The sequence below is a fragment of the Thalassospira sp. TSL5-1 genome (assembly GCF_001907695.1).
Classification (GTDB): Bacteria; Pseudomonadota; Alphaproteobacteria; order Rhodospirillales; family Thalassospiraceae; genus Thalassospira.
Map to the genome: position 1 here is coordinate 1,553,052 of NZ_KV880637.1, position 22,310 is coordinate 1,575,361.

Below are 22,310 nucleotides of genomic sequence, written 5' to 3' on the forward strand. Positions count from 1 at the left end.
GAAAAGGGGCCTTATTGCTTGGTTCGCAGACCCAGACGGGCACCAAGACGCGACGCATTGAATTCACCAATAATGCCGCGGCGGAAAACCAGAACGCAGATCATAAAGATCAAACCGGTCAGAACCGTTACCGGGAAGGCGGAAGCCGCCAGATAGTTTTGCAGTGTCACCACAAAACCAGCGCCAAAAATGGGACCAAAGATGGTGCCAATACCGCCCAGAAGCGTCATGAGAATGACTTCCCCCGACATTTGCCAGGCAACGTCGGTCAGGGTGGCAAACTGGAACACCAGTGTTTTGGTACCACCTGCCAGCCCGGCCAGTGCCGCAGACATGACAAACGCGCCCAGTTTGTATCGATTGACCGAATAACCCAGCGAGATGGCGCGATCCTCGTTTTCCCGAATAGATTTCAGGATCATGCCAAAGGGAGAATGGACAATTCGCCAGATGGCAAAGATGCCAATGACGAAAACACCCAGCACGAAGAAATACATGTTGAGTGGTTCGTTCAGGTCGATAAAGCCAAACAAATGCCCACGGGGAACCCCCTGAAGACCATCCTCACCATGTGTAAATTCGGCCTGCAGACAGAAGAAATAGAACATTTGCGCCAGGGCAAGTGTGACCATCGCAAAATAGATACCCTGACGACGAATGGCGAAAAAACCCATCACCAATCCCAGCAGGGCAGCACCGGCAACCCCGACCAAAACGCCCAGTTCCGGCGGAAATCCCAGTTCCTTGACAACATAGCCGGTAAAGTAGGATGCACCACCAAAAAAGGCGGCATGACCGAAGGACAGCAAACCCGTGTAGCCCAGCAACAGGTTAAAGGCGCAGGCAAACAGGGCGAAGCACAAAACCTTCATCAAAAAGATCGGATAAAAGACAAACGGTGCGATCAGTAGGGCGATAAAGGCAACAGCCAGCAAGGCAAGCTGAATCCGGGTGCCGGTATCGTGGGTGGCACTTGATGTTATGGAAGATGTTTTCATATCACGCTTCCCGACCAAACAGACCGGCAGGCCGGACCAGAAGAACCAGTGCCATGATGACAAAGATCACGATGTTTGAGGCTTCAGGGTAGAAAACCTTGGTCAGGCCTTCGAGAATACCCAGCGCATAGCCGGTAACGATGGCTCCCATGATGGACCCCATACCGCCAACAACAACAATGGCAAACACCACAATGATCAGGTTGGAGCCCATCAGCGGACTGACCTGGTAAATTGGCGCGGCCATAATCCCTGCCAGTGCGGCAAGACCCGCCCCAAGACCATAGGTAAGGGTTAATAGCAGGGGCACGTTAATGCCAAACGATTGAACCAGGATGGGGTTTTCCGTTGCTGCGCGCAGATAGGCGCCAAGACGGGTTTTTTCGATCAGGACCCAGGTTCCGATACAAACGATCATCGAGGCAACCACAACCCAGCCCCGGTAAATCGGCAGATACATGAAACCAAGATTGACCCCGCCACTGAGGATTTCGGGGGTGGCGTAGGGCTGACCGGAGGACCCATAGAAATAGCGGAACGTGCCTTCGATAACCAATGCCAGACCAAAGGTGAAAAGCAGACCATAAAGATGATCAAGATTATAAAGGCGGCGGAGCGCAAAGCGTTCAACCACAATGCCGGTAAGGCCGACAATGACAGGGGCAAGAATGAGCGCGAACCAGTAATTCACGCCAAGCCAGGTGAGCAAAAGCATCCCGGCAAAGGCGCCCATCATATATTGTGCGCCGTGGGCAAAGTTGATGACGCGCAGCATTCCGAAAATAATGGCCAGGCCAAGGCTGAGCATTGCATAGAAAGACCCGTTGATCAGGCCGATCAGCAATTGTCCCAGAAACGCCTGAATGGGAATTCCAAAAATCATAATCACGGCGTTTAAACTCCTAGAACCTCGTGCAGCATATCCATGCGCTCTGGCAGTTCGCTGGCGTTAAATCCTGCGGAAACAAGACCATGTTCCATCAGATAAAAACGGTCGGCGATTTTGCTGGCGAAACGGAAATTCTGCTCGATCAGCAAAATGGTCATGCCACGCTGTTTCAGGGTCTGTAAAACCTCGCCAATGCGCTGGACAATCACCGGGGCCAGGCCCTCTGTCGGTTCGTCCAGCAACAGCATATCCACACCAATGCGCAACATGCGGGCCATTGCCAGCATTTGTTGTTCACCGCCCGAAAGTTTGGTGCCGGAACTGGTTTTACGCTCATAAAGGTTGGGAAACAGGTCGTAGATTTCCTCGATACTCATGCCGCTATCGGAAATTTTTGGCGGCAGCATCAGGTTTTCTTCGACTGTCAAACTGGCAAAAATACCCCGTTCTTCGGGCACAAAACCCAGGCCGGTTTTGGCGGTTTTGTGGAGGGGCAGGCGCATCAGATCATGGCCGTTAAACTCAATTTCGCCGGTACGTTTACGCAATATGCCAACGATAGAGCGCAAGGTGGTGGTTTTCCCCACCCCGTTACGTCCCAGGATGGTTACGGTTTCGCCCCGGCGGACATTCAAATTTACCCCGTGCAAGACGTGGCTTTCATCATACCAGGCATTCAAATCCTTGACGGACAGAAGGATTTCCCTATCACTCATCGTCTGTCCCCATATAGGCAACTCTTACGCGTTCGTCGTTGCTGACGGTGTCATAATTACCTTCGGCCAGAATTTCGCCGCGTTGAAGCACGGTGATTTGGTCACACAAATCGGCAACAACCTTCAGGTTATGTTCCACCATCAAAACAGCACGGGTACGCGCCACTTCGCGGATAATTTCGGCGACCCGACCCACATCCTCCTGGCCCATGCCTGCCATTGGCTCGTCGAGCAGCAGGACCTTTGGGTCCAGCGACAGGGTGGTGGCAATTTCCAGCACGCGCTTGCGACCATAGGAAAGATCAGCCGCATAGTTATCGACATCCTTTTCCAGCCCGACAGAGGTTAAAAGCTCCATCGCCCGATCATTCAGGCGATCCAGCGTATCCATCGATCGCCAGAACTGGATGGCAAGGCGATTGGGTCGCTGCAGGGCGACGCGAACATTTTCCAGAACCGTCAAATGCGGAAAGACAGCCGATATCTGGAAGGAGCGAACCAGCCCCATGCGGGCCACATTGGCGGGGGGCGTTTTGGTAATGTCCTGGCCCAGAAGCGTGATCTTGCCACTTGTGGGTTGAAGAAACTTTGTTAACAGGTTGAAAACAGTGGTTTTGCCTGCGCCATTCGGACCGATCAGCGCATGCACCTTGGCGTGTTCGACATCAAGGTTCACATTGTTGACCGCGGTAAAGCCACCAAAATCGCGGCGGAGGTCACGGGCGGAAAGGACCACCCGTGACTCGTTCGCGTTTTGTGACATACCGGGATTTTGACGTTCTCCGGTTGCCATCATGTCTTATTGCGCCAGTGCGCATCCGCTTTCGGAAGGTTTGATAAAGGCCTTGTCACCCGGGACGGTATCAAGAACCTTGTAATAGTCCCAGTCGCCCTTCATTTCGGACGGTTTTTTGACTTCCATCAGGTACATGTCATAGATCATGCGCCCATTGGCACCCACCTTGCCGTTGGGGGCAAAGACGTCATGAACCGGCATTTCATGCAGGGCCTTGGAAACGGCTTCGGTTTCGTCCGTGCCGACTTCCTTGATGGCCTTGAGGTACTGAAGAACAGCTGAATAGGTGCCCGCCTGGATCATGTTGGGCATGCGGCCGGTACGATCGTGGAAGCGTTTGCCAAATTCACGCGATTCATCGTTGCGATCCCAATAGAAACCCTCGGTCAGGGACAGGCCCTGTGCGGCTTCGGCGCCCAGGCCATGCACTTCGGACAGGGTAAACAGAAGGGCAGCAAGGCGCTGGCCACCCTGAACGATGCCAAATTCGGATGCCTGTTTAATGGCATTGGCAGTATCAAGCCCGGCATCGGCAAGGCCAATGACCTTGGCACCCGATGCCTGTGCCTGAAGCAGGAAGGACGAGAAATCGGTGCTGGAAAGCGGATGACGTACAGAACCCAGGACTTTGCCGCCATTGTCTTTGACAAATTTTGCGGTTTGTTCTTCAAGCGAATAGCCAAAGGCGTAGTCCGCCGTCAGGAAAAACCAGGTATCACCGCCATTTTTAACCAGGGCGCCGCCGGTACCAACTGCAAGGGCGTGGGTGTCATAGGCCCAATGGAAGCCATAGGGTGAACATTGATCACCGGTCAGGGCCGTTGTGGCGGCACCCGTTACAATGTCGATTTTTTTCTTTTCCTTGGAAATGCCCTGAACAGCCAGTGCCACCGAAGAGGTGGTCAGTTCCATGATCGCGTCAACCTTGTCCTCGTCATACCATTGACGGGCAATGTTGGCGGCGACATCAGGCTTGTTTTGGTGATCGGCGGTAATGACTTCGATTTTTTTGTCCAAAACGGTGCCGCCAAAATCCTCGACGGCCATTTTTGCGGCTTCATAGGACCATTTGCCGCCAAAATCGGCATAAACACCGGACTGGTCATTAAGAATACCGATTTTAACGATATCGTCGGAAACACCGGCGGCATAAGCCGGAAGCGCGGTCGCGGCGGCCATGACGGCAATGGATGCCATCGCGAGTTTCTTCATCTGAGGTTCCTCCCTAACTGAACCATATTTTAACCGCCACTCAAATTGGTGGCGGGTGACATTCCTGTTTTCCGAATTCTGCTGTGACCGTTTGTCAGTTGACAGCGGCGGAAGACAGGCAACGGATAAGTGTATACTGTTGTGTATACTTGTTCTTTTTAATGCACCGGAAGGTTGATTCGATGCCCTGACAGTTTCCGCCTGCGTGCCTTGGCGGGCAAGCGGGTTATTTATTTATTGTTCGTTATGAACGCTAACATTGACCAAAAGGTCAACAAATATATAATTTTGGACAATATCTGTACAAAAATGAACAGAACAGGCAAATGAGCAATTTTTCGTGGGATGATTTACAGTATTTTCTGGCGGTCGCACGCGACGGACAGTTATCTGCTGCCGCAAGGCGTCTAAGAACCAGTCATGTGACGGTCGCACGGCGTATTGACCGGTTGGAACAGCGATTGGGGGCCAAACTGTTCGAGCGAAACCCGCGTGGTTATGTCCTAACTCCGCTGGGCGCGCGTCTGATGTCTCCGGCCGAGACAATGGCCCAGGAGGCCGACAAATTGTTAGGCGAGGTGGGGACAGGTTCCTTTGCGCTTAGTGGTGTTGTGCGCTTTAGCGTCCCCGAAGGATTTGGCAATTTTTTCATCGGAGAAAAGCTTCCTTTTTTTGCCAAACGTCACCCCAGCCTGTCGATTGAAATGGTCAATATCCAGCAGATCGTTTCATTGTCACGACGTGAAGCGGATATTTCAGTTGCATTGAATACGCCCAAGACAGGGTCCTATCACCGCGAGAAAATATCGAGCTACGCGCTTTATGTGTATGGTTCGCGCCAATATCTGGCGGAGCACGGGCCGGTTACAGACCGCTCTCAATTGGCGTTACATCCGTTTATTGGCTATATCGAGGATATGATTTTTACCCAGGAATTAAACTATCTGGGGGAATTGCTGCCGGGACTGCGCGCCAGCTATCAAAGCTCCAGTGTCTTCGCCCAGTTAAAAGCAGCACGGGCAGGGTTTGGCTTGTGCATTTTGCCCTATTTCATGGCGGTTGCTTTTGATGATCTTGTACCGGTGCTGCCCGAAAGTGTGAGAATCATGCGCGATTACTGGATGGTTTGCCATAGCGATATGATCAATGTTGCGCGGATTCGCCTGTTGGCAGATTTCATTCGCGAAGAAACCCATGCTGCCAGTGGATTTCTGACCGGTGAGGCCATGCCTGCCGTTATCGGAGCATAACGGGCCGTGTTCGCATGGCGGGCATTGCTGGTATTGATGTGCCAAGTTGCGATAGAAGGCATGATGTTGACGAAATATTATGAGGCAGGGTGTTTAGGATGTTTTTGGGGCAGCACGGTCTTGCATCTTTTGTTTGATCCCCGCATGTTAGAAGGTGCAAATATATTTATGCTAGATCATTTTTCGGATCATATTTACTGGTTTGCACCCTAAAGCCCGCGAAATGAAAACAATGATAGATAACGCCACATCGCCGCATCGGAGAGAAAATGGGTAAGTTGGACAGGCGCCGTCGGGAAATTCTGGAAAAGGTAGCCGTTAGCGGTTTTATGACCATTGATGCACTGGCGACACATTTTGACGTTACCCCACAAACCATCCGTCGCGATATTAATGAAATGGCCGAGGAGGGGCTGATTGCCCGCTATCATGGCGGGGCGGCAAGTCTTTCGACGACTGAAAATGCTGCCTATACGGACCGTCAGGTGCTTAATCTGGAGGCGAAGCGCAAGATCGCCCATCTGGTGGCCCGGCATATTCCCGAGGGGGCATCGCTTTTTATTAATATTGGGACGACGACCGAAGAAGTTGCGCGGGCTTTGTCCGATCACAAGAACCTTAAGATCATTACCAACAACCTGCATGTTGCCGAGATTTGCGCCGCCAATCCTGGCTTTGAGGTGATTATTGCCGGGGGTGTAGTGCGGCAGCGTGACTTTGGCATTATCGGTGAAGCGACAATTGATTTTATCAGCCAGTTCAAGGTTGATTACGCCATTATCGGCATTTCGGGTGTCGATGAAGATGGCAGCCTGATGGATTTTGACTATCGCGAAGTGCGTGTCGCCCGTGCCATCATTTCCAATTCCCGACAGACATTCCTGTGCACCGATATTTCCAAATTCGGCCGACGCGCAATGGTCCGCCTGGGCCACCTTTCAGAGGTAGACGCCCTTTTTACCGATATTGCCCCCGGAAAATCGTGGGAAGGCATTCTGGAACAGGCAGATTTATCGGTATATTGCGCAGATTAAAGACAAATCGCTTTAGGCCACGACATGGTGGCCACGGTTTCGTGTGCGCATGGAGATTGGCCCTTGGGATGATCCGTTGAGCATTTGTGTCAGATGGTCGTTGTGTGCGGCCGAGATTTCATCTTGCTTGCCATGCCAATAGATGCGTCCTTCGTGCATCATGGTCAGGAAATCATAACGGTGTTTGGCGATTTCCATATCGTTGGTCACGGTTATGACAGTGGTTTTCTGTTTTTTGGCGATGGTTTCAATCATGTTTTCAATATGATTGGATAATACCGGGTCCAGACCCGCCGTCGGGTTATCGAGTAACAAAATTTCCGGATTGTTGGCAATGGCACGGGCAATGCCAACGCGTTTTTGCATCCCGCCGGACAGGTCGGACGGGCGCAATACGGCACTGTCAGCATCCAGACCGACCAGACCTAACAGTTCAACGGCGCGATCCTTGGCCTGCTTGCGACTGAGAGTGCCATTTTCGATAAGCTGAAAACATACATTTTGCCAAATCGGCAAGCTGTCAAACAGGGCGTTTTGCTGAAACAGCATGCCAATGCGATCCGACCAGTTTTCCTGGTTGTTGTCACTACTTTCGGTAATATCGACCCCATCGATCAGAACAGTGCCGCTATCGGCGCGATAAACGCCCGCCAGGCATTTCAACAAAACACTTTTGCCCGCAGCCGATGGTCCGATAATTGCCATTGTTTGTCCGCGATCAAGGGACAGGCTGACATTGTCCAGCGCGGTGTTTTCGCCAAATTTTTTGACCAGATTCTCAATTGCCAAAAAAGGCGACGTCGTGTTTGCCGGGCTTTGGGCTGTATCGTTGGGCAATGTCATGATGCAATCAGTGTTATTCATAAAATGCTGGGGCGATAGTCGCTGCTTGGCGGGCAGGGTGCAAGGATGAAATGCGCAAAAAGAAAAACGGCCCCGAAATTATCGGAGCCGTTTAGCCGTTTAAAGCCAGAATTGTGCCTAGTGCGACAGAATTTGGCTTAGGAACAGTTTGGTGCGTTCACTTTTCGGATTGGCAAAGAAAGCATGGGGTTCGCCCATTTCAACAATCTCACCGGCATCCATGAAAACAACGCGGTCGGCCACTTCTTTGGCAAAGCCCATTTCGTGCGTCACGCACAGCATGGTCATGCCTTCTTTTGCCAGTTCAACCATCACGTCGAGAACTTCCTTGACCATTTCCGGGTCAAGGGCCGAGGTCGGCTCGTCAAACAGCATGATTTTTGGCTGCATGCACAGGGATCGTGCAATGGCAACGCGCTGCTGTTGTCCGCCTGAAAGCTGGCCCGGATATTTATGGGCCTGTTCGCCAATGCGAACACGTTCCAGGTAGTGCATGGCAAGCTCGACGGCTTCCTTTTTCGGAGTTTTGCGAACCCAGATGGGGGCCAGGGTCAGGTTTTCCAACACGGTCATGTGCGGAAAAAGGTTGAAGTGCTGGAACACCATGCAGACTTCGCGGCGGACGGCCTCGATGTTTTTGACATCATCCCCCAAAAGGATGCCATCAACCGTGATTTCGCCGGTTTGATAGGCTTCCAGACGGTTCAGGCAGCGAATAAGGGTCGATTTACCCGAACCAGACGGGCCGCAAATGACGATACGCTCACCTTTGCGAACGGTCAGGTCCACATCTTTGAGGACGTGGAAGTTACCATACCATTTGTTTGCCTTGCTAATGGTAATCACGTCTTCATCGGATGGCGGCGGAGCAACATTTTTGTTGAGTTCAGTAGCATTCATTTTGTTTTTCCTCTCTCCTCACCGGCGCTCGCCTTTGCGCAATTCTTTTTCAAGATATGCGGAATAGCGGGCCATCGAGTAACAGATCAGGAAGAAGATCGCCGCTGCGAACGCGTAACCTTCGACATAATATTTGGTCCAGGCCGGATCACTGCGCAGGGCCAGCTTTACCGCACCAAGAAGGTCAAACAGGCCAATGATGACAACCAGGGTTGTATCCTTGAACATCGAGATAAAGCTGTTGACCGTTGGCGGAATAACCAGACGCAGTGCCTGCGGCAGAATGATCAGACGCATGGACTGCCAGTAAGACAGGCCAAGGCTGTCACCGGCTTCGAACTGTCCTCGGGGAACGGCCTGCAAACCACCCCGAAAAACCTCGGCGAGGTAGGCCGCGGTAAACAGGATGATCCCGATCTGGGCACGCAAAAGTTTGTCGATGGAGACGCCTTCCGGCAAAAACAGCGGGAACATGACAGATGCCATGAACAACACCGTAATGAGCGGGACACCACGAATGACTTCGATATAAACAACCGAAATGGTTTTGATTGCCGGCATGTCCGACTGACGGCCAAGAGCCAGCAGCAGGCCAAGCGGAAAGGCAAAGACAATCCCGATTGTCGAGAGGATCAGGGTGAGCGGCAAGCCACCCCAGGAGCTGTTCTGAACATAGGTGAGGCCCAACATGCCCCCCCACATCAGAATGGCAATCGCCGGAATGCCAAGAACCCACATCGGCAAAACAAATTTTTGCAGGCGCGGATATTTGACACTTGCCAGGCTTGCGACAATGACACCCAGCAAAATGATCATCGCCAGCAACGGCCGCCATTGCTCGCTATAGGGATAAACCCCGAAAAGGATCAAGCGCAAATTGGCGTTGACAAAACCCCAGCAGGCTCCGCTGACGGCTCGGCAGGCCTCAATGGTGGGGGTCAATGTGGCATTGACAAAGGCCCACTCAAAAATGGGCGGTACAATCCATGCCACAAAGGCGACGGCAAGAAGTGTCAAGATCGAGTTGAACCAGCTGTTAAACAGGTTCTTGTGCACCCAGGTGATCGCGCGCCGGCTGACAGTGCCGCTTGGACCTGGTGGTAGTTGGGTACTGGTTGCCATGTTACCTCTCCACCAATGCCATTTTTTTGTTAAACCAGTTCATGAACAAAGACGTGATCAGGCTCAGGCCAAGATAAACAGCCATATAGATCGAGATTGCCTCGATTGCCTGACCGGTCTGGTTCATGGTGGTGTTCGATACCGAAACCAGGTCCGGATAGCCGACAGCAACAGCAAGCGAGCTGTTTTTGGTCAGGTTGAGATACTGGTTGGTTAGCGGCGGAATGGCGACACGCATGGATTGCGGCAGAATGATTTTCCGCAAGGAAACCGAACGTTTCAGACCAAGACTGTCAGCCGCTTCCCACTGACCGCTTGGAACGGCCTGGATACCGGAGCGAACGACTTCCGCAACATAGGTTGACGTATAGACTGTCAGACCAATGAGAACGGCAAGAAATTCGGGCGAAATATTATAGCCGCCCTGGATATTGAACCCCTTTAGTTTTGGGATATCCATTGCAGTTGGTGCACCGCCTGCAAGATAGGCGACCAGAACCAGGCCGACAAAAATACCGATACTGGCCCAGAAAACAGGGAAGGGCTGCCCGGTGGCATCCAAACGTTTGTCGGCCCATTTCTTCATGAAATAGATGATGACAAACGCCAGAATGGCGGCAATTCCCATGAATTCATAGGCATTGTCGGCCACGGGAACCGGAACATAGATGCCACGATTGGTCATCAGAACATCGGGAATGGGTTGCAGCGCATTTCGCGCGGCAGGAAATGCACCCGGAATGATGGCGTACCAGAAGAAAAGCTGAAGCAGAACCGGAATATTCCGGAATGTCTCGACATAGACCGTTGCAAGTTTGCGTACGATCCAGTTCGATGAAAGGCGGGCAATACCAAAGATTGTGCCAATGATAGTGCACAGAACAATGCCGAGAAACGCGACCTTGACGGTATTAAGCAAGCCGACAATGAGCGCCGTTGCATAATTGCTTTTCGGCGTATAGTCGATCATGCTTTCGCTGATCCCGAACGATGCTTCCAGGTCAAGGAAGCCAAAACCGGTTGAGATGTTTTGTCGTTCCAGGTTGTCCAGGGTATTGGAAACCAGATACCAGCCAGCCAATATGACAAGTCCGATCGCGACGATCTGATAAATTACAGCGCGAACGTTTTCGTCATTCAGGTAATCGGCGAGGCCTTTGGAACGGACACCCCCCGGGGCCTGTTGAGTTTTACTCATCTGTCCCTCAGGTGTAGATTGTATCCAATATGCAGAAGCTGTAACGAAAAGCTCCGCCCCGGCAAGGAAGGCCAGCGGGCGGAGCTCATTCGTCTACGAAGGCCTGTACGATTAACGGACCGGCAAAGCGTACTGCAGACCACCGTCGGTCCACAAAGCATTCAGACCACGTTCAAGGCCCAGCTTTGCAGTTACGTTGGCTTTGTAGCTTTCGCCGTAATTGCCAACCTGTTTGACGATGCGGTAAGCCCATTCTTCGTCAACGCCAAGAGCTTCGCCCATACCCGGGGAGACGCCCAGCAGACGCTGGATGCTCGGGTTTTCGCTCTTTTTCATGTCGTCAACATTTTCGCTGTTAACGCCAAGTTCTTCGGCTTCGATCATCGCCATCAGCGACCAGCGAACCAGATCCGCCCACTGATCGTCACCCTGTGCGACAGCCGGACCAAGCGGTTCTTTGGAAATGATTTCCGGCAGAATCACATAGTCATCCGGGTTCGGAGCCATCGTCTGGCGAACAGACGCCAGACCAGAAGCATCGGTGGTGTACACGTCGCAACGGCCAGCAAAGAAGGCAGCCGTGGTTTCGTTGATGTTTTCGATAACAACCGGCTCGAAGCTCATGCCCTTGGCACGGAAATAGTCGGCCAGGTTCAGTTCGGTGGTTGTGCCCGGTTCAACACAGACGGTTGCGCCGTCCAGTTCGGTTGCGTGGGAAACACCAAGAGCTTTCGGGACCAGGAAGCCCTGGCCGTCATAGTAGTTAACGCCGCCGAAGGTCAGACCCAGTTTTGCGTCACGGGTCAGAGTCCAGGTGGTGTTACGCGACAGGATGTCGATTTCGCCAGATTGCAGAGCGGTGAAACGCTGTGCTGCAGTCATCGGAGTGTACTGAACCTTTTCAGCATCGCCCAGAAGTGCTGCGGCTACGGCGCGGCAAACATCAACGTCAAGGCCTTCCCATTTGCCTTCCGAATTTGCAGCCGAGAAACCCGGAAGACCGGTATTCACGCCGCACTGAACGAAACCTTTGGCCTTGATGCCGTCAACGACAGCGCCTGCATGGGCGTTGTTTGCGGCAATGGCAGCAACAGACATTGCGCCAGCGGCCAGGATCGTTTTCATTTTCATTTATTAGCTCCCTCATTAGCAAAGCATCTTTAACGGCTTTGGTAACTTCTATGCCACCCCAGACATGCCAAATTGGCATATCTGTCCTGTCCTTTTGTAAGGACAGCCAAATTAAGGAATTTTCGGACCATATGTGTCAAGAGTGAAAAATGGTTGGGGCGATTTCGCCACAGCAACATTTGGCCTAAATGGAGATTTTTTGCGTAATCAAATTAGCCCAAAAAAAATATGTGTAATTATTCAATTCAATTTATTAATTTGATATCAATACCTTAGGTTCTTGACCTTTTGGTCAGGTTTGTTGGCGGGATTTGCACTATTTTTTTTTCAACGCAACGTGGTATGTGCAAAAAAAATGCAAAAATTTCATTTGTTTAAAATTTCACCTCCGCTGCGGCGCGGAATCGAAACCAGCCATTGAAAGATGTTTGCAGCGTTCCCGAAAGCTGCGTTTTTCAACATTTCGGATAAAAAAACGGCCCCCTTGATGAGGGAGCCGTTCGCAATCAGGATGAATTGTTGCAGTGCAATGTCTAGTTTTGAAGAATTTCCAGATCGGCGTAAAGATCAAGTGCTTCCGGATTTGCCAGCGCCTCCTGATTCTTTACCTTTCGGCCATGAACAACATCGCGTACCGCAAGTTCGGTTATTTTGCCCGACTTGGTGCGCGGAATATCATCAACTGCAACGATTTTTGCCGGTACATGGCGCGGGGTACAATTGTTTCTGATCTGTTTCTTGATCCGGTCTATCAGGGCGTCATCCAGAACGACATTCGGGCTTAGAACGACAAAAAGGACGACACGCACATCATTATCCCATTCCTGGCCGATAACGATGGATTCCTGGATTTCGGGTAGTTTTTCGACCTGGCGATAAATTTCTGCGGTACCAATGCGCACGCCACCCGGGTTAAGGGTCGCATCGGATCGCCCATAAATAACCATGCCGCCTTCATCATCAAGTTCGACATAGTCACCGTGGCACCAGACATTGGGGAATCGGTCAAAATAGGCATCATGATAGCGTTTACCGTCGGGATCATTCCAGAAACCAACAGGCATGGACGGGAAGGGGGCTGTGCAAACCAGTTCGCCTTTCTGGTTAAGGACAGGCTTTGCATCATCGTCATAGACATTTACAGCCAACCCCAGGGCGCGGGTTTGAATAACACCGCGACGTACAGGCAGGACCGGACTTGCCAGCACAAAACAGCCCAGAATGTCAGTCCCGCCGGAAATGGATGCCAGGTGGATGTCTTCTTTTATATCGCGATAGACATAATCGAAACTTTCCGGTGCCAGCGGCGAGCCGGTTGACGTCATGGCCCGCACTGTGGAGAGGTCATGTGTTTCGCGGGGTTTGAGTTCCGCCTTGGCAAGGGCATCGATATATTTGGCCGAGGTTCCAAACAGTGTCATGCCTTCGGCATCGGCATAATCAAACAGAATGTTACCGTTGGGATAGAAGGGAGAGCCATCATACAGCAACAGAGTTGCCTCGGCGGCGAGCCCGCCCATCAGCCAGTTCCACATCATCCAGCCGCAGGTCGTAAAGTAAAAAACGCGATCGCCGGATGCAACGTCACAGTGCATAAGATGTTCGGAAACCTGCTTTAAAAGCGTGCCGCCAGTGCCGTGCACAATACATTTCGGCTTGCCGGTGGTACCCGAGGAGAACATGACATAAAGCGGGTGATTAAACGCTACCCGTTCAAATTCGATTTTTTTCGCATCAAAGCGGCCAGTATAATCTGCATAGGAAACAGCACTGCGAATGCCGGTGCTGTTTATGCCGTCAAAGGCATAGGGAACGATCACAACTGTTTCGATGGCGGGAATGCGATCGACGATGTCTTTGACCTTTTCACGGATGTCATGGCTTTTGCCGTTATAATAGTAGCCATCTACCGTGATCATGACCTTGGGTTCGATCTGGCCAAAGCGATCTTCGACACCCTGAACGCCAAAATCTGGCGAGGCCGATGACCATGTGGCACCAATCGCCGCCGTGGCAAGCATCGCAACCACTGTTTCGGGCATATTGGGCATATAGCCGCAAACGCGGTCGCCCTTTGTTACACCTTGCGCCCGGAGGGCTTGCGAAAACTTTGATACCGCAATATTCAGGTCGCACCACGACATCCGGGTTTTGACCTTGTCTTCCCCCCAAAAAACCAGGGCATCGCTGTGATCATCCCGTCGCAGCAGATTTTCGGCAAAATTCAATCGGGCATCAGGGAAAAATTTGGCCCCGGGCATTTGATGCGGGTTCTCCAGCACCGTATCGCCCCAGGTTTCGGCTTTCAGCCCGGCATATTCGATCAACGCTGGCCAGAAAGCCTGCATCTCGCGGACCGACCAGTCATAAAGGTCAACGAAATTTTCCAGTCGCAGGTCATTTCGGTTGTTCAGCCATTCACGAAAACGCGTCACATTGGCGTTTTGAATGCGTTCCGGGCTTGGTTGCCAAAGAATGTCCGTCATCGTCGATACCTCTGTTTCCTGCGTCGATGTTGTTATCTGTTTTCGGGAGCCACGGTGGTGTTGTCTTTGTCTAATTCGGTATGACCCTACCACTTTTTACGTCGAAATATGCTGCGCGGCAAGAATAGTACTATTGCAATGCCAAATAACGCCCTGGAAAGATTGTTTTCCGAGAACAAACTTGGCGATATTTTTTGATTAGGTATTTGATTTTAAGTGATTTTGCACTTTTGAGCGCAATGTTTTTTCCAAGTTAGGAAGTAGGGCTATATGGGCAGGTTCGCAACGGGGATGGTGCGATGAGGGCTGCAAACCATGAAATAAAAACGTTCCCGGCGCGCTCTGGCTTTAATGCTGTGGCATGAATGACTTGCGCTTGGGGAGCGGGGCGTTAAGCTGCGGACAATTATTGTTTGCGGAGTTTCGACATGCCTGGAAAGATAGATACTTCCTTGCCGTTCAAGCCAGTGAATATTGCGGTGTTGACGGTGAGCGACACGCGCAGTTTAGCCACAGACAGTTCAGGCGATATTCTGGTTCAACGCGCCGAAAAAGCAGGCCACGCGATTGTAGAGCGTAAAATTCTGCCCGACGACCTTGATCAGTTGGTGGTGCAATTGCGTGCCTGGTCGCTGGAGCCAAATGTGGATGTGGTTATTTCCACCGGCGGTACGGGTGTAACCGGGCGGGATGTGACGACAGAGGCCCACCAGGCGGTATATGACAAGGAAATATCGGGGTTTGGCGAACTGTTTCGTTGGCTGTCTTATGCAAAGATAGGCACGTCCACCATTCAGTCCCGTGCAGTGGCCGGGGTTGCGAACGGGACTTACATGTTTGCGTTGCCCGGTTCAAACGGGGCATGTAAGGATGCGTGGGATGATATTCTCGTCTATCAGCTCGATTTCCGTCATCGGCCTTGCAATTTTGTCGAGTTGATGCCGCGCCTGCTTGAAAAATAACCCTTTATTTTTGGTGCTCTGGCACAGGTCTGGTTGCCGCCTTTTTGCGCGGCATGTTGGCTGTTGGGCCTAGTGACAGGGGGTACATAAGGGGATGACTTAATGGAAGAACAATGGAAATAATCAGCGATCCATTTTTTTATATGGTGGCGATTCCGGCTGTCTTGATCGCCGGCGTTTCCAAAAGCGGTTTTGGCGGCGGCCTGGGGGTGGTTTCGGTTCCACTTATTGCCCTGGCTGTTTCGCCACAGGTCGCTGCGGCAATCATGTTGCCGATTTTATGCTTGATGGATTTGGCCAATGTTTGGGCGTATCGCAAAAATTGGGACCGTCGCAATATGATGATCCTGATTCCTGCCGCTCTGATCGGGATTTTGGTCGGGTCATTGTCGTTTAGTTATCTGAGCGAAGAAGCCGTCAAAATTCTGATTGCGCTGATCGCTATCGGCTTCACCCTTGATCATTGGTTGCGCCGTAAATCATCAGGCAACAAGCCGCGTTCTGCGACATGGGTAAAGGGTACATTCTGGGGCACCATTTCAGGCTTTACCAGTTTTGTCGCCCATGCAGGCGGGCCACCTTTATCAGTGTTTTTGTTTCCGCAACGGCTGGATAAAACGGTTTTTGTTGGCACGACAGTGATGTTTTTTATTGTCGTGAATTACGTAAAACTGATCCCTTATTGGTTTTTGGGCCAATTTAATGGCGCCAATCTCGAAACAGCAGCCGTTTTGGCACCTGTCGCGATTTTGGGCACATGGTTGGGCCTGTGGGCGCACGACAAGGTCAATCAGCAACTGTTTTATCGCGTTTGTTATGTGTTGTTGCTGATTACCGGGTTAAAGCTGCTTTGGGATGGTCTTACACATTACGGCGTTTTCTGATTTCGGCGGGAAAAAGTTGGTGAGTCTGGTTTGAGTTAGGGCAGGGTACAATCAGGTACCCTGCCTTTGTTTTTGGGGCCGGATTACTGTTAGCGGTATAGTGTGCCTCAGCATCTGCTTTTGAAATCTGCTTTGATGAACGTGCAGTTCCTGCTGACAGAATATGTCAGGATGTTCTGTAATGCTGAATATCTTTTAGTGTGGAAAAATATAGAACATAAGGGGAGCAAATTTTAGGGGCGTGATTATGGGAACACCGTTTAAGGAGTTGTTTTCAAAGGGGCTGATTGCCGAAATGGCAACGCACATTTTGCGTGTTTATCCGGAATTTGATGACGCGGGTTTTATGCGTGATGCGTCAAAAGATTTGGATGCACTGGAATTAAAGCAACGCAGTAATCAGGTTCTAGAGGCGCTGACGATGCACCTGCCGACTGATTTTTCAAGGGCGGTTGCAATCATTAATCAAAGCCTGGCACCAGCTCCAGGTGGTGATTTTAACGATATTACCGATCCCAAGCCGGATGTTTCGGGCCAGGGTGTCCGGGGCTGGGCCATTATGCCAATGGCTGATTATGTCGCCTTGCATGGTCAGGATAATCTCGAATTATCAATGGATAGTCTGTATCAGCTAACGCAACGCTTTAGTTCGGAATTTGCCATTCGTCCTTTTCTGGCAAATCATACTTCGCAAACATTGGCGATTTTATCGCATTGGGTGGATGACCCGAATGCCCACGTTCGCCGCCTTGTTTCGGAAGGAACACGAACGCGACTACCGTGGGGAATGCGCCTGTCGGTTTTTATTGAGGACCCTTCACCTGTTATCGCGCTGCTAACACGATTGCGCGATGACAGGGCGGAATACGTTCGGCGTTCTGTTGCCAATAACCTGAATGATATTGCAAAGGACCATCCCGATCTTGTGGCAGAAATTGCGGCAGAATGGTTACGCGATGCCCCTAAAAACCGTCAGCGCCTTGTGCATCACGCCTGTCGCAGTCTTGTGAAGCAGGGGCATGAAGGCGCGTTATCCGCCTTGGGGTTTGGCCCCGTCCAGGTCGTTGCATCGCCGTTGCGCCTAAAGAACTCCGCAATTGAAATGGGCCATGAAATTGCCTTTGCGATTGATGTAAAGAACGATGAAAAGAAAACGCGGGAACTGGTGATTGACTATGCCATTCATCATCGAAAGGCTAATGGTAGCCTGTCGCCAAAGGTTTTCAAATGGAAGAAACTGCGTCTTAAAGCAGGCGAAAGTATCAGTTTGGCGCGAACACACCGGATATACGAAATTACAACCCGCAAATATTATCCCGGACTACACATGATCGAAGTGCTGGTAAACGGGATTTCCGTGGCAACGGAGCATTTTGATTTGCAGACAGGATAATGTGTTGCGGCGTAGGCGTGGCGCAGGGGATTGCAAGATCAACTTTATTGTGGGTTTGATGCGCGGTGTATGTGGCCCTCTGGAAGGGGAGCATATTCCACTGGCATAATTTTGATAATATTGCGACAATTCGATAACGTTTTGTATTTTTGTGCTGCGTTGCGGGTTTTCCATGTCGCTTTTCATTGCCAAACTGGCCGTTTCGATCGTTGTGGTGCTTGGGCTTTCAATCCTTGCGGAGCGCGCAGGGCCCCGTGTCGCCGGCGTTTTGTCAGGTTATCCGCTCGGAACGGCAATATTGCTGTTTTTTATTGCGATTGAGCAGGGCGTGCCATTTGCTCGGGAAAGTGCGGTTTATGCCTTGCCCGGGCTGATTGCGACATTGGCTTTTTTATATGCCTATTATTTGGCGTCGCGTGCCGTTGCGCACCATTCGCTGAGGGTGCAGATGCCCGTTGCATCGCTGGCATCCTTTGCCGCATTTGTGTTTGTTTCCTGGTTGGGGCAACTTTTTACCTTCAGTCTGTTTGAGGCGGCCGCGGCCCTGTTGATTGCAATGGGAGTATCGATCTTTCTGTTCCGGGCCATTGAAAATGTCAGCATTGCGCAACGTGTACGCATAACCCGCAGCATTGTTGCCATTCGTGCCGCCATTGCCGCCCTGATTGTGGTGGCGATCAGTGGAGCGGCGGCCATTATCGGGCCGCGATGGGCGGGGTTATTTGCCGGTTTCCCGGTGACATTATATCCCATGATCCTGATTTTGCATTGGTCTTATGGCCTTGCGCCGGTCCATACCGTGATCCGCAATTTTCCGCGGGGTATGGGCGCTTTGCTAATTTACATTGTTGCTGTCAGCTATACATATCCGCAATTTGGTGCGGGTGTTGGAACGGTTCTCGCTTTTGGTGCGGCAACAATCTATCTTGTGGGCTATTCCAGCGTCGTATGGTGGCGCAGCAGGGGGCTTGTGCAAAACGGTCGCTGATCGCCGTTATTCATTCGGCACCCTTCCGGCACACCGTTACAAGAACGCATTTAGTGGGGGAGGATGAAACCGAATGCAGCAGGTTCAATCGCTGGTGCGTGCCCTTGGCATCTTAAATACGCTGGCAGATAGCGATGATGGCATGACCCTGACGGAGATCTCGCAGCGTGTTAAATTGCCGCCCTCTACGGTGCATCGCCTGTTAACCACGATGCAACACGAGCGCTACGTGACTTTTGATGGTGAGCGCACCTTATGGTCGATTGGGGTGCAGGCCTTTAGTGTTGGAAATGCCTTTACCAAGAACCGCAACCTCAGCCAGATCGCACGTCCTTATATGCGGGCCTTGATGGAAGAAAGCGGCGAGACGGTTAACCTGGCTGTTGCCGACGGTGGGGAGGTCATTTTTCTGTCGCAGGTTGAGTGCCGAAAGATGATGCGTGCCCTGGTAACACCCGGACGGCGTGCCTTGATGCACTGTTCGGGCGTTGGCAAGGCTTTGCTGGCATTTTTGCCTGCCGAGGATGTGGACGTTATTGTTGCCCAGCATGGCCTGCCTAAAATGACGGAACGAACCCGGACCTCAGCGCAAGGCCTAAAGCAGGATCTGGAAGCCGCCCGCAAGCAGGGATGGGCCATTGACGACGAGGAGCACGCTGTGGGCCTGCGATGTGTGGCCGGTGTTGTACGCGATGAAACCGGACAGCCGATTGCAGCTCTTTCGCTTTCCGGGCCCGCAGCCCGCATTTCCGAAGAGCGCCTTGCCGTTTTTGGCACGCTGGTCCGGCGTGTCTGTGGTGATTTAAGCCGCGAATATGGCGGTATTCCTGTATGATGGGTACTGTTTAACTGAGTACAGTGTTTTGTTGTGCCCAAATAAAGCGGCCCGTCATGTAGGACGGGCCGGATTGACGACTTGATTGCCTGTCATCAGCTGCCAGGGCACGAAACACCGGTGCCACCAAGGCCACAATATCCGTCAGGATTTTTGAACAGATATTGTTGATGAAAGTCTTCGGCGTAATAAAAGGTTGGTGCCGGTTCGATTTCAGTGGTGATCTCGTCCAGACCGGCACCTTTTAACGCGGCAAGATAATTGTCGCGCGAGGCCAGGGCGGCTTCGCGCTGTTCGTCTGTTGCCGGGTAAATGACCGAACGGTATTGTGTACCAATATCGTTGCCCTGGCGCATGCCCTGGGTCGGATTGTGGTTTTCCCAAAAGACTTTCAAAAGATCTTGGTACGAAATTATCGACGGATCAAAAACCACCAAAACAACTTCGGCATGGCCTGTTTGACCGGAGCAAACTTCGCGATAGGTGGGGTTTTGGGTATAGCCACCCGCATAACCGACCGCGGTGCTATAGACACCTTCCTGTTGCCAGAAAAGGCGTTCTGCGCCCCAAAAGCAGCCCATGCCAAAAATCGCCGTTTCCAGATGGGAAGGAAAAGGACCTTTTATCGGATTGCCGTTCACGACATGTGCTTCGGCGACAGGCAGGGCTTCGGCACGCCCCGGCAATGCCTCGGACGGCGAGGGCATCCGTGATTTTTCGGACGGAATGGTCTTAAACATGATCACCTGACAGATAAGAGAAACGTGTTGTTCAAAATGTAACCGGGATTTGCCCTGTTGCAATGATCGATCTGACAAATTGTCTTGATTGTTTCTTTTTTGTCCAGCCCCGGACCCCGGCATAATGACCTATGCGGCCATTTTTGCTGTCGATAAATGGTGCGATGGGATGCCATATGTTCCTATGCAGGAAGTGGGTGTAATGCGTTTGCTTCGATCCTTCGGGCTTGTCGGTGGTGGTCTGGTATTGCTGCTTGTGGGGCTGGCATTTTTGCCATTGCCACCGCCCTTTTTTGGTATGGTCCTGATCGCGTTTGCCATACCGATGCTGGCAAGCGGGTCAAAGCGGGCGCGCCGATTAATTCAGTTTGCACGCTGGAAAATTGCCCAGCGTAATGGCGTCCTTGAAAAGGCTCTTTATCAGGCCCCCCGCTGGATTGGGGTTTATCTGCGTAAAACCGATCCCGGCCCCGTTACACGGCGACTGCGGCAAAGGGAGCTGCATCAGCGGTCCTTGACCTAAGCTGTCAATTCCTGCAGGTGGCAAAGACCGGCGGTCGTGACTGTTTTAGGGCTTCACATAGCGGATAATGCAGTCGAGGTTGTTTGCCTTGAAACCCTGGCATACCCTTTCCGCTGTGCTTTTATCGGGGAAGTGGCCTGTCATCAGGCGGAAATACAGGCCTTTGTCCTTTTCGGCGTAGGTTCGGACTTCATGATCGATACCAGATAGCAGGCCGCCCGATTTTTTTTGTAGTTTTAACCAACTGGATTCGGCCATTTCCCGGCTACGATAGGCGGCAAGCTGCAGCGCGTAATATGGTTGACCAGCCTGGACGGAGGGTACCCTGTCAACGGTAGCAGGGGCCGCTGATGACGGCACCGGCGGGCCGTGCCGTTCCGGTTTTGTCGTCATTTCAGTTTCGACTGGTGCCGGTTTTGTTGCCATCCGGGCTGATTTTGGGTCGTTTGCACCGGGTACCATGTCATCCGGAAGTGGCGTTGCGCGTGTATTTTCCTGACGCGGTGCGGTCGGCATCGATTGCAGGTTACCATCTTCTTGTGGTGTGCTGTTGGGCTGCAGACTGGCACTTTTGACACTGGCGGCACCGACCCCGCCGGTCAGTTCCAGTATTTCTGACGCGGGTGATTCTTTTGGGGGTTTTACGGTGGTGACATTGCCAATGCCCACGGCCTTGTCACTTTTAAGGCTGACGGGTTCTTTGGGTGGCGTAACCCGCGCCAGGGTTTCTGTATTGGGACTTACCTCGATGGCGAAAGGCGGCGCAGGCGGATTGTTATCCTCCGGCATTGCATCCATCGGACCCGCCGTAAGGTAAAAATCGGTGTTGCGTTTTACCTTTGGCGGATTTGGCAGGGCAGGCCCGGGTGCGACTTTCGCCATTGCGACTTTTTCGTCGATTTCGTCGGATTTTGCCAGTTCCGGGTTGGAGATATCCATCATTGCCAGGCGCTGCTGTGCCAGACGCACAATTTTGCTGGAGAGATTAACACCATTGCCACAGGGCATGGTAAAGCTGCTGTCGGGATTTGCCGCTGTCAGCCACAGATAAAGTTTGCGCGCTTCGGCGGGATGCCCGCCCAGTTCCAGCTCAATTGCCTGTTTCAGGTCATTTTCCGGACTGGAGCTGATTTCAATATCCCGTTTGGCTGTATCGGTGGTGCTTTTTGTTTTGCTGTCTGGTGACAGGTAAATACCGCGTGCCGACGGGGTTTCTAGAAACAGCGAACAGGCCGCCATTTGCTGGGAAATGCTGAAATGATCAAAAGTCTGATCTGGGGGAGTGACCGTATTGGCAATGGTCGGGTGCTCTAATGTATTTTTGGCACTGTCGGTTGCGCACCCGGAGAGCAAAAGAGCCGCAGGCCCCGCAGCCATCATCAGGCACCT

The 22,310-nt window shown here is 51.9% G+C and carries 21 protein-coding genes; 8 read left to right on the forward strand and 13 right to left on the reverse strand.

What is annotated here, in order from left to right; all coding sequences use genetic code 11:
- Nucleotides 1-11: 11 nt before the first annotated feature.
- Genes LF95_RS07280 through LF95_RS07300 form a run of 5 tightly spaced genes read right to left on the reverse strand, consistent with a single transcriptional unit; the run spans nt 12 to nt 4,611 of the window.
- Nucleotides 12-998: a branched-chain amino acid ABC transporter permease gene (locus tag LF95_RS07280; protein WP_083607550.1), complete on the reverse strand. Its 987-nt coding sequence runs from the start codon at nt 996-998 to the stop codon at nt 12-14.
- A gap of 1 nt (nt 999) precedes the next feature.
- Complete coding sequence (locus LF95_RS07285; protein WP_215905671.1) at nt 1,000-1,884, reverse strand: branched-chain amino acid ABC transporter permease; 885 nt, start codon at nt 1,882-1,884, stop codon at nt 1,000-1,002.
- Between the two features lie 8 nt (nt 1,885-1,892).
- Nucleotides 1,893-2,603 (reverse strand): ABC transporter ATP-binding protein, encoded by a 711-nt coding sequence (locus LF95_RS07290; RefSeq protein WP_073954323.1) that lies wholly within the window; start codon nt 2,601-2,603, stop codon nt 1,893-1,895.
- The gene (locus tag LF95_RS07295) at nt 2,596-3,396 is read right to left on the reverse strand and encodes an ABC transporter ATP-binding protein (protein WP_252509713.1); all 801 of its coding nucleotides are present in this window, start codon (nt 3,394-3,396) and stop codon (nt 2,596-2,598) included. Before LF95_RS07295 ends, LF95_RS07290 begins: the two co-directional genes overlap by 8 nt.
- Nucleotides 3,397-3,402: 6 nt before the next feature.
- Complete coding sequence (locus tag LF95_RS07300) at nt 3,403-4,611, reverse strand: ABC transporter substrate-binding protein (RefSeq protein ID WP_073954324.1); 1,209 nt, start codon at nt 4,609-4,611, stop codon at nt 3,403-3,405.
- 326 nt (nt 4,612-4,937) lie between these two features.
- On the opposite strand from LF95_RS07300, the gene LF95_RS07305 reads away from it, so the two are divergent.
- Entirely contained in the window at nt 4,938-5,861 is a 924-nt protein-coding gene (locus LF95_RS07305; RefSeq protein WP_073954325.1) for a LysR family transcriptional regulator, read from the forward strand.
- 269 nt (nt 5,862-6,130) lie between these two features.
- The gene (locus LF95_RS07310) at nt 6,131-6,895 is read left to right on the forward strand and encodes a DeoR/GlpR family DNA-binding transcription regulator (protein ID WP_073954326.1); all 765 of its coding nucleotides are present in this window, start codon (nt 6,131-6,133) and stop codon (nt 6,893-6,895) included.
- Between the two features lie 12 nt (nt 6,896-6,907).
- Here the strand turns inward: LF95_RS07310 and LF95_RS07315 are convergent, their stop codons facing one another.
- The 6 genes from LF95_RS07315 to LF95_RS07340 all read right to left on the reverse strand — a co-directional run bounded on the left by LF95_RS07315 (nt 6,908) and on the right by LF95_RS07340 (nt 14,596).
- Nucleotides 6,908-7,738, reverse strand: a complete 831-nt coding sequence (locus LF95_RS07315) for an ABC transporter ATP-binding protein (protein WP_073954914.1) — start codon at nt 7,736-7,738, stop codon at nt 6,908-6,910.
- Between the two features lie 138 nt (nt 7,739-7,876).
- A complete protein-coding gene (locus tag LF95_RS07320) occupies nt 7,877-8,659 on the reverse strand; it encodes an amino acid ABC transporter ATP-binding protein (RefSeq protein WP_073954327.1) in 783 nt (260 codons plus the stop codon).
- An 18-nt stretch (nt 8,660-8,677) separates the two neighbouring features.
- The gene (locus LF95_RS07325; protein WP_073954328.1) at nt 8,678-9,781 is read right to left on the reverse strand and encodes an amino acid ABC transporter permease; all 1,104 of its coding nucleotides are present in this window, start codon (nt 9,779-9,781) and stop codon (nt 8,678-8,680) included.
- A gap of 1 nt (nt 9,782) precedes the next feature.
- Nucleotides 9,783-10,979, reverse strand: coding sequence for an amino acid ABC transporter permease (locus LF95_RS07330; RefSeq protein ID WP_073954329.1), 1,197 nt, complete (start codon nt 10,977-10,979; stop codon nt 9,783-9,785).
- Nucleotides 10,980-11,090: 111 nt separating this feature from the next.
- The gene (locus LF95_RS07335) at nt 11,091-12,110 is read right to left on the reverse strand and encodes an amino acid ABC transporter substrate-binding protein (protein ID WP_083607552.1); all 1,020 of its coding nucleotides are present in this window, start codon (nt 12,108-12,110) and stop codon (nt 11,091-11,093) included.
- A 533-nt stretch (nt 12,111-12,643) separates the two neighbouring features.
- Complete coding sequence (locus LF95_RS07340; RefSeq protein WP_073954330.1) at nt 12,644-14,596, reverse strand: acetoacetate--CoA ligase; 1,953 nt, start codon at nt 14,594-14,596, stop codon at nt 12,644-12,646.
- Nucleotides 14,597-15,024: 428 nt separating this feature from the next.
- Between LF95_RS07340 and moaB the strand changes: the two genes are divergently transcribed.
- From moaB to LF95_RS07365, 5 genes are all read left to right on the forward strand, one after another.
- Nucleotides 15,025-15,558 carry a molybdenum cofactor biosynthesis protein B gene (gene moaB, locus LF95_RS07345; RefSeq protein WP_073954331.1) on the forward strand — a complete coding sequence of 178 codons (534 nt, stop codon included), beginning with the start codon at nt 15,025-15,027 and terminating at the stop codon, nt 15,556-15,558.
- A gap of 113 nt (nt 15,559-15,671) precedes the next feature.
- Nucleotides 15,672-16,442: a sulfite exporter TauE/SafE family protein gene (locus LF95_RS07350; protein ID WP_073954332.1), complete on the forward strand. Its 771-nt coding sequence runs from the start codon at nt 15,672-15,674 to the stop codon at nt 16,440-16,442.
- A 247-nt stretch (nt 16,443-16,689) separates the two neighbouring features.
- A complete protein-coding gene (locus LF95_RS07355; RefSeq protein WP_073954333.1) occupies nt 16,690-17,835 on the forward strand; it encodes a DNA alkylation repair protein in 1,146 nt (381 codons plus the stop codon).
- Nucleotides 17,836-18,007: 172 nt separating this feature from the next.
- A complete protein-coding gene (locus LF95_RS07360) occupies nt 18,008-18,823 on the forward strand; it encodes a hypothetical protein (protein ID WP_073954334.1) in 816 nt (271 codons plus the stop codon).
- 73 nt (nt 18,824-18,896) lie between these two features.
- Entirely contained in the window at nt 18,897-19,658 is a 762-nt protein-coding gene (locus LF95_RS07365) for an IclR family transcriptional regulator (protein WP_073954335.1), read from the forward strand.
- Between the two features lie 95 nt (nt 19,659-19,753).
- Here LF95_RS07365 and msrA read toward each other — a convergent pair whose 3' ends face one another.
- Nucleotides 19,754-20,398, reverse strand: a complete 645-nt coding sequence (msrA, locus tag LF95_RS07370) for a peptide-methionine (S)-S-oxide reductase MsrA (protein ID WP_073954916.1) — start codon at nt 20,396-20,398, stop codon at nt 19,754-19,756.
- Between the two features lie 202 nt (nt 20,399-20,600).
- On the opposite strand from msrA, the gene LF95_RS07375 reads away from it, so the two are divergent.
- Nucleotides 20,601-20,921, forward strand: coding sequence for a PGPGW domain-containing protein (locus LF95_RS07375; protein ID WP_168173670.1), 321 nt, complete (start codon nt 20,601-20,603; stop codon nt 20,919-20,921).
- 45 nt (nt 20,922-20,966) lie between these two features.
- On the opposite strand, the gene LF95_RS07380 is transcribed toward LF95_RS07375, so the two are convergent.
- Nucleotides 20,967-22,301, reverse strand: coding sequence for an SPOR domain-containing protein (locus LF95_RS07380; RefSeq protein WP_073954337.1), 1,335 nt, complete (start codon nt 22,299-22,301; stop codon nt 20,967-20,969).
- Between the last annotated feature and the right edge of the window lie 9 nt (nt 22,302-22,310).